The 7,520-nt window shown below is 67.1% G+C and carries 4 protein-coding genes; 3 read left to right on the forward strand and 1 reads right to left on the reverse strand.

From position 1 onward, the window contains the following. Nucleotides 1-7: 7 nt before the first annotated feature. The gene (locus tag RSO68_RS08050; RefSeq protein ID WP_315586204.1) at nt 8-781 is read right to left on the reverse strand and encodes a GntR family transcriptional regulator; all 774 of its coding nucleotides are present in this window, start codon (nt 779-781) and stop codon (nt 8-10) included. Between the two features lie 475 nt (nt 782-1,256). Here RSO68_RS08050 and lldD point away from each other — a divergent pair, with 475 nt between their 5' ends. From lldD to RSO68_RS08065, 3 genes are all read left to right on the forward strand, one after another. Beyond that, a complete protein-coding gene (gene lldD, locus RSO68_RS08055; RefSeq protein ID WP_089851757.1) occupies nt 1,257-2,408 on the forward strand; it encodes an FMN-dependent L-lactate dehydrogenase LldD in 1,152 nt (383 codons plus the stop codon). Between the two features lie 35 nt (nt 2,409-2,443). Continuing rightward, nucleotides 2,444-5,323: an FAD-binding and (Fe-S)-binding domain-containing protein gene (locus tag RSO68_RS08060; RefSeq protein ID WP_315586205.1), complete on the forward strand. Its 2,880-nt coding sequence runs from the start codon at nt 2,444-2,446 to the stop codon at nt 5,321-5,323. Nucleotides 5,324-5,475: 152 nt separating this feature from the next. Further along, nucleotides 5,476-7,215, forward strand: coding sequence for a hypothetical protein (locus RSO68_RS08065; protein WP_315586206.1), 1,740 nt, complete (start codon nt 5,476-5,478; stop codon nt 7,213-7,215). Nucleotides 7,216-7,520 lie beyond the last annotated feature (305 nt).

Here is a 7,520-nt window from a genome sequence, read left to right on the forward strand (position 1 = left end):
AGAGGCCTCAGTGGGCGTCGGCGGGCATGACCTGGGAGCGGCGCAGGGCGCGCTGGGCCCGGGTCTCGGCGCGCTCGACCTCGAGCAGGCTCTCCTCGACGAACACCAGGTGCTCGTGGGCCCGGGCTCGGGCGTCCTCGGCGCGCCCCTCGAGGATTGCGTCGAGCAGGGCACGGTGCTGTTCCATCAGCAGCGGCCGTGACTCGGGCTTCTCGAACAGGTGGGCCAGGTTGTCGACGATGCTCTTTTCCAGCAGGTGGAAGATCCCGCGGATGGTGTGCAGCAGCAGGACGTTGTGGGCCGATTCGGCGATGGCCATGTGGAAGGCCGCGTCGGCGCGCGCCTCGAGCACCGGGTCGTGGCCCTTGAAGCAGGCTTCGAGCTCCTCGAAACGCGAGATCAAAAGCGCCTTGTCGGTGGGCGTGGAGCGCAGTGCAGCGTAGTAGGCGGAGATGCCCTCCATGGCATCGCGGAACTCCAGCAGGTCGAGGTGGAACTCGCCGTGACGGGAGAGCATCTCCAGCAGCGGGTCGCTGTAGCCGCTGTTGAGCTCCTCGCTGATGAAGGTGCCGCCGCCCTGGCGGCTGGCCAAAAGCCCGCGAGCCGAGAGCTTCTGGATGGCCTCGCGCAGCGAAGGCCGTGAAACGCCGAAGCGCTCGGCCAGCTCGCGCTCCGGCGGCAGGCGCTGGCCGGGCCGCAGGCTGCCCTCGAGGATCAGCGCCTCCAGGCGCTCGGTGATGACGTCGGCGAGGCGCGGATGCTGAACGGGTTGGTAGGCCATGGAGCACCATTGGAAAAGAAGGATGGAGATGGAATTGGTAAGACCAATATTAGGCGATGAGGCGCCTGCCTGGCAAGTCGGCTTCGATGGGCAAAGGCTCAGGCGTTCAAAGAGTTATGGTGATCCTGGGAGAGACGACACTAAAGTATAAGCAGGTCCTGGGGTGCGCGGTTTGACACCGATCGCCAGGCACTTCTAGAGTGCGCTTCACGTCAGTTGTAAATTGGTTTTACCAATAGCCAGTGGCTAGTCCGGTCATTCGTCATGAGGAGTGGCCGTGCTTGATCGCCACCAGACGCGACTCCTCAGGCCTGCACAGGGATAGGCCCGAGGGCGCGTTTGATCGATATCCGGTTTCGGGGTCGGGCTCGGTATGAGGCGGTCGCTCGCATGCCAGGGGTGAGACGCCCCCGCACTCGACACGAGGTCGTCGCCAGCCACCCTTGGATCGTCCACCCATTGCACGGGACTCGCCATGATCATTTCAGCTTCCACGGACTACCGCCGGGCCGCCGAGCGCCGTATTCCGCCTTTCCTCTTCCACTACGCCGACGGCGGAGCCTACGCCGAGCATACGCTGCGACGCAATGTCGAGGATCTGGCCGGTGTCGCCCTGCGCCAGCGGGTACTGAAGGACATGTCCTCCCTGTCGCTTGAGACCGAGCTGTTCGGCGAGTCGCTGGCCATGCCGGTGGCGCTGGCACCGGTGGGCCTGACGGGCATGTACGCCCGGCGAGGCGAGGTGCAGGCGGCGAGAGCGGCGGCCGGGAAGGGCATTCCGTTCACGCTGTCCACGGTGTCGGTCTGCCCCATTAATGAAGTCGCCTCGGCCGTGGATCGTCCCCTCTGGTTCCAGCTCTACGTGCTGAAGGACCGGGGCTTCATGAAGCATGTGCTGGAGCGTGCCAAGGCCGCAGGCGTCAAGACGCTCGTCTTCACGGTCGACATGCCCGTGCCCGGGGCGCGCTATCGCGACGCCCACTCCGGGATGAGCGGCAAGTACGGTGGGATTCGCCGCATGCTGCAGGCGGCGACTCATCCGCGCTGGGCCTGGGACGTGGGCATTCATGGGCGCCCTCATGACCTGGGTAATGTCTCAGACTATCGAGGCCACCCCACCGAGCTAGAGGACTACATCGCCTGGCTCGGCGACAACTTCGATCCCTCCATCTCCTGGAAGGATCTGGAATGGATCCGTGAGTTCTGGGACGGGCCGATGATCATCAAGGGCATCCTCGACCCCGAGGACGCCCGCGATGCCGTGCGCTTCGGCGCGGATGGCATCGTCGTCTCCAACCATGGTGGCCGCCAGCTCGATGGGGTGCCCTCGACGGCACATGCCTTGCCGGCCATCGCCGATGCGGTCAAGGGCGACCTGGCCATCCTGGCCGATTCCGGCGTGCGTAATGGCCTCGACGTGGTGCGCATGATCGCGATGGGTGCCGACACCGTCCTGCTGGGACGTGCCTTCATCTACGCGCTGGCCACCGCTGGAGAAGCGGGCGTGGCGCATTTGCTCGAGCTGATCGACAAGGAAATGCGCGTGGCGATGACGCTCACCGGGGCGCGCACCATCGCCGATCTCGGATCGGATTCGCTGGTGCACAGCGCGAGCCGCACTGAATAATGACTCGGCGTGTCGGCATGAGAGAGGAGGGTGAGATGGGTGATGAGACTGCACGGGGAACCGAGACCGGCGGCGTGACGGCGCCCTTCGAGGCGCTGCGCGAGGCACTGAGCGACGTGCTGCCCGCCGAGCGGCTGATCGACGATCCGCTGCGCACCCTGGCCTACGGTACCGACGCCAGCTTCTACCGGCTGATCCCGAGGCTGGTGGTGCGTCCCCAGAGCGAGGCGGAGCTGCAGCGGGTCCTGGCCGAGTGTCGGGCCCGGCAACTCCCGGTGACCTTTCGCGCCGCCGGCACCTCGCTCTCCGGCCAGGCGGTGACCGACTCGGTGCTGATCCAGTTCGGCCGCGGTTGGCGGGATCATGCGGTGCTCGACGACGGGCGGGCGATCCGCCTGCAGCCCGGGGTCATCGGCGCCCGGGCCAACCAGTTGCTGGCCCCCTTCGGTCGCAAGATCGGGCCCGATCCGGCCTCGATCGCCAGCTGCATGATCGGCGGCATCGCCGCCAACAACGCCTCTGGGATGTGCTGCGGCACCGCCCAGAACAGCTACCGCACGATGCGCGACATTCGCGTGATCCTGGCCGACGGCAGCCTGCTCGATACCGCCGACGCCGACAGCATCGCTGACTTCCGGGCCTCCCACGGCGAGCTGCTGGCCAGTCTCGAACGCCTCGCCGCCCAGACGCAAGGCAGCGCGGCGCTGGCCGAGAAGATCCGCCACAAGTATCGGCTCAAGAACACCACCGGCTATGCCCTCAACAGCCTGGTCGACTTCGACGACGGCATCGAGATCCTCAAGCACCTGATGATCGGTTCCGAGGGTACCCTGGGCTTCATCAGCACCATCACTTATGACACCGTGGTCGACGAGCCCCTCAAGGCCGCTGCCCTGGCCTTCTTTCCCGACATGGGCACGACCTGCCGCGCGACCATCGCGCTCAAGCAGGCGCCGGTCTCCGCCGTGGAGCTGATGGACCGCGCCGCGCTGCGCTCGGTACAGGACCAGTCGGGCATGCCCGCGGTGCTGAAGACGCTGCCCGAGGGGGCGGCGGCGCTGCTGGTCGACGTGCGCGGCAACGACGAGGACGAACTCGAGGCGCGCATGCAGGCGGTGCAGGCGACCCTCGAGGGCATCCAGACCCTGGAGCCCGTCACCTTCACCCGCGAGGCCGAGACCTACGCCCTCTACTGGAAGATCCGCAAGGGGCTTTTCCCGGCGGTGGGGGCGGTGCGTGAGATCGGCACCACGGTAATCATCGAGGACGTGGCCTTTCCCATCGAGCGGCTTGACGAGGGTGTGCTGGCGCTCACCAACATCTTCCATCGCCACGGCTACCGCGACGCCATCCTCTTCGGCCACGCCCTGGAGGGGAACCTGCACTTCGTCTTCCCTCAGGGGTTCGAGAAGCCCGGCGAGGTGGAGCGCTATCAGGCGCTGATGGACGAGGTGGCCGAGCTGGTCGGCGTGGAGTACGGCGGCTCGCTCAAGGCTGAGCACGGTACCGGGCGCAACATGGCGCCCTATGTGGAGCTGGAGTGGGGCCCCGACGCCTACGCGCTGATGTGGGAGATCAAGGCGCTCTTCGACCCGGAGAACCTGCTCAATCCCGAGGTGATCCTGAGCCGCAACCCGACCCTGCACCTGGAGAACCTCAAGCCCCTGCCGGCGGCCGATGAGATCGTCGACAAGTGCATCGAGTGTGGCTTCTGCGAGGCGGTCTGCCCGTCGAAGGACCTGACGCTGACCCCGCGCCAGCGCATCGTCATCGCCCGGGAGCTGGCGCGGCTAGAGGCGCTGGGCGCGTCACGCAGCTTCGAGGACGAGACGCGGCTGGCCGCCCTGCGTGAGGACTACCGCTACGCGGGTGACGAGACCTGCGCCGCCGATGGCCTCTGCTCCACCCAGTGCCCGGTGGGCATCAATACCGGCGACCTGGTGCGCGGCATGCGCCACGAGCGGGCCGCTGGCACGGCTGGGGTCGCGCGGCGCATCGGGCGCCACTTCTCGGGTGTGACCCGTGTGGCGCGGGGCGGGCTCAACGCGGCCGGCGCGGCCAGGACCCTGCTCGGCATCGACCTGATGGCCAAAGCCAGTGCCGGGGCGCGCCGGCTGAGCGGTGATCGCCTTCCCCAGTGGAGCCCGGCCCTGCCCGGGGCGGCGTCGATTCGGGTATTGGAGCGGGTGTCGTCGGGCGATGCCTCGCGGGACAAGGTGGTCTACCTGCCCTCCTGTGCCACCCGCATCTTCGGCGCCGACCATGACGACGCGGCCGAGAAGCGCTCGGTGATGGAGATCACCCTGGCGCTGCTCGACAAGGCCGGCTTCGAGGTCATCCTCCCGGAGATGATCGGCCACCTCTGCTGCGGGATGGCCTTCCAGTCCAAGGGGCAGTTCGAGGAAGCGACCCACAAGGGACGTGAGCTCAACCGCGAACTGCTGGTGGCGAGCCAGAACGGTCGCTATCCGGTGCTCAGCGACACCAGCCCCTGCACCCTGCAGATGCGGGAGTACCTCGATGAGCGACTCGAGATGTTGGAGCCGGTCGCCTTCGCCCACGATCACCTGCTGCCCCGGCTCGACGTCACGCCGGTGGACGAGCGGGTCGCTGTGCATGTGACCTGCTCGAGCACTCGCATGGGGCTCGCCGACAAGTTCGTCGGCCTGGCGAGGGCCTGTGCCCGCGACGTCGTGGTGCCGGCGGAGATCACCTGCTGCGGTTTCGCCGGTGACAAGGGCTTCAGTACGCCGGAGCTGAATGCCTCTGCGCTGGCGGGGCTGGCCGAACAGGTGGCCGGCTGCAGCGCCGGCTATTCCAACTCGCGCACCTGCGAGATCGGCCTGACCGAGCATGGCGGCATCCCCTATCGCTCGATCCTCTCGCTGCTCGATCGGGCCAGCGGCGCGCCGTGAGTGGCGCCCCCGGAGCGCTTGCGCGCTCCGGGGCCTCGAGGGCGCGCTTTTGCTGCTGTTGAGGTTGTCCTTTCTTAACCGTTTTCCGCTAAAGTATTGCGTCTCGTCGCATGGGTGCGACAGAGGCAGATACTCACGTAGGGAGACTTCGAGTGGTAGTACAAGCAATCCGGAAGGCGTCCGGTCATGCGGTTCTCCGCCCCCATCGTCTGCTGATCGGCGCCGCCGGCCTGGTCCTGCTGGCCGGCTGCGCCGAGGAAGAGGCACGCTTCGTCTCGGCTCCCGAGGCCACCCTCGGCAGCGACATCGCCGGCGAGCTCACCTCCGCGAGCGACGTCAATCTCAGCGACGGCACGCGCGTGGCCGCCCACTGGCTGTGCAGCGAGGCGGACGGCTCGGCGTCATCGATGGTGCGCTACGAGCTAGAGGCGCCCTTCGCCGCCCGCCTGTCGGCCTTCGGCGAGCAGGGGCAGTGGCTGGGTAGCGTCACAAGCGAGCCCGAGGGTGAGCGCGCGGCGCTGACGGCCTCCGCCGAGGCGTGCACCCTGGTGGCCATCAGCGGGCAAGACGATGGCGCCTTCGGACCCTATCGCCTGGAGGCCGAGCCGGCCTCCCTCGCGACCGAGTTCGAGACCGACCGGCCGCTGGTCGGGCGGCTGGAGGACGGTCGAGCGGAACACCCCCTGACGCTGGAGGCGCCCGCCTGGATCGACCTGTCCCTCTCCGGTGACGCCAACGTAGGCCTGCGCCTGGTCGGCGACGGCGTCAGCCAGCAGGCCAGCGCCTGCGTGCCCGGCGAGCTGCGCCTGGACGCCTATCTCGATGCCGGAGAGTACCGCGTCGAGGTCGAGCGCGGTGACACGGCGGCCGAGGTCTCGGGCGAGGCGTGCGAGCGCCGCATGCTGGGCACCGGCGGCATCTATCGTCTCGAGGCCAAGCGCAACGATCTGGCCGATGGCCGTCGCAATGCTGGGCCGTTGCGCGATGGCGATCGCATCACCGGCAGTCTCGAGTCGGCATCCAGCAATGTCTACACGCTGGCGATCGACGAGCCCAGCAGCATTACGCTGGCGCTGCGCTCCTCGGCCTTCGATACGGTGCTGCGCGTCGTGGGAGAAGGCAATGAGCTGGTCGATGACGACGGCGGCAACGATACCGATTCGCGGCTGCAGACTGTGCTGATGCCCGGCGAATATCGCGTCGAGGTGAGCGGCTACGGTGAGGAGCAAGGCGAGTACGCGCTGGATGTTTCCCTCGATGCCTTTGACGGTGAGCTGCACAACGGCGGCGCGCTGACGCTCGGCGAGAGCCTCGGTGGCAATCTTTCCGGGAATGGTGTCAGCAATACCTATCGCTTCGAGGTCGACGCAGTCAGCGAGGTAGAGCTGGCTCTCGACTCCGGCGCCTTCGACCCCGTGCTGCGGCTCTACGGCAACGGTATCGAACTGCGCGACGACGACGGCGGCGGCGACCGCAACTCCCTCATTACCACCGTGCTCCAACCCGGCGAGTATCGTCTGGATGTGGAGAGTTATAGCGGCACCGGCACCTACCGCCTGCGCACCGAGCAGCGTGCCTTCGAGGGGCGTATCGGCAACGGAGGTGAGGTGGCGCCCGGCGAGGTGATCTATGGTCAGCTGAGTCCCGGTCGTAGCCTGACCTATCGGCTGGTTCTGGAGGCGGCTCGGGATGTCGTTATCGAAAGCACCTCGGGCTCGGTGGATACCGTCCTCGACCTGAGGGGCAACGGGGTCAACGAACAGAACGACGACGCCGGTGATCTGGGCTACGGGTCACGGATCCATCGCTACCTCGAGCCCGGCACCTACGAGATCGAGGTGAGTGGCTACGGTAGCAGCGATGGACGGGTGCGCCTGGCCATCGGCGGCTGAGATCATCGATAGGTAGTAGGTAGCAGAAAATGAAGGCGCGAGAGCCGCTTGGCTTCTCCAGCTACCCTGCACGAACGCCCGCCCTGTGCGGGCGTTCGTGTGTCCGGCCAGCGGCTTTATCTATCCACAGCCGGTCGTGCTGTAGAGGCGAGATAGGGCGGTGTGGATAAGCTTTCGGTCACCGCCTCGTCACGGCCGCGACACGCGCCTGACATTTTTCTTCATCATGGCCTTGCGCGGTGCCGGGGAAATCCGTAAAGTACGCATCCGCTGCCGGCAACGGGCAAACGTTGCAGGCGGTAATG

This window comes from Halomonas saccharevitans (genome assembly GCF_032333995.1).
In the GTDB taxonomy this organism is placed as follows: domain Bacteria; phylum Pseudomonadota; class Gammaproteobacteria; order Pseudomonadales; family Halomonadaceae; genus Halomonas; species Halomonas saccharevitans.

Bases quoted from the DNA above. Each gene is read 5' to 3' on its own strand.
- RSO68_RS08060 (WP_315586205.1), top strand. From the start codon at position 2,444: ATGGGTGATGAGACTGCACGGGGAACCGAGACCGGCGGCGTGACGGCG.
- lldD (WP_089851757.1), top strand. From the start codon at position 1,257: ATGATCATTTCAGCTTCCACGGACTACCGCCGGGCCGCCGAGCGCCGT.
- RSO68_RS08050 (WP_315586204.1), bottom strand. From the start codon at position 781: ATGGCCTACCAACCCGTTCAGCATCCGCGCCTCGCCGACGTCATCACC.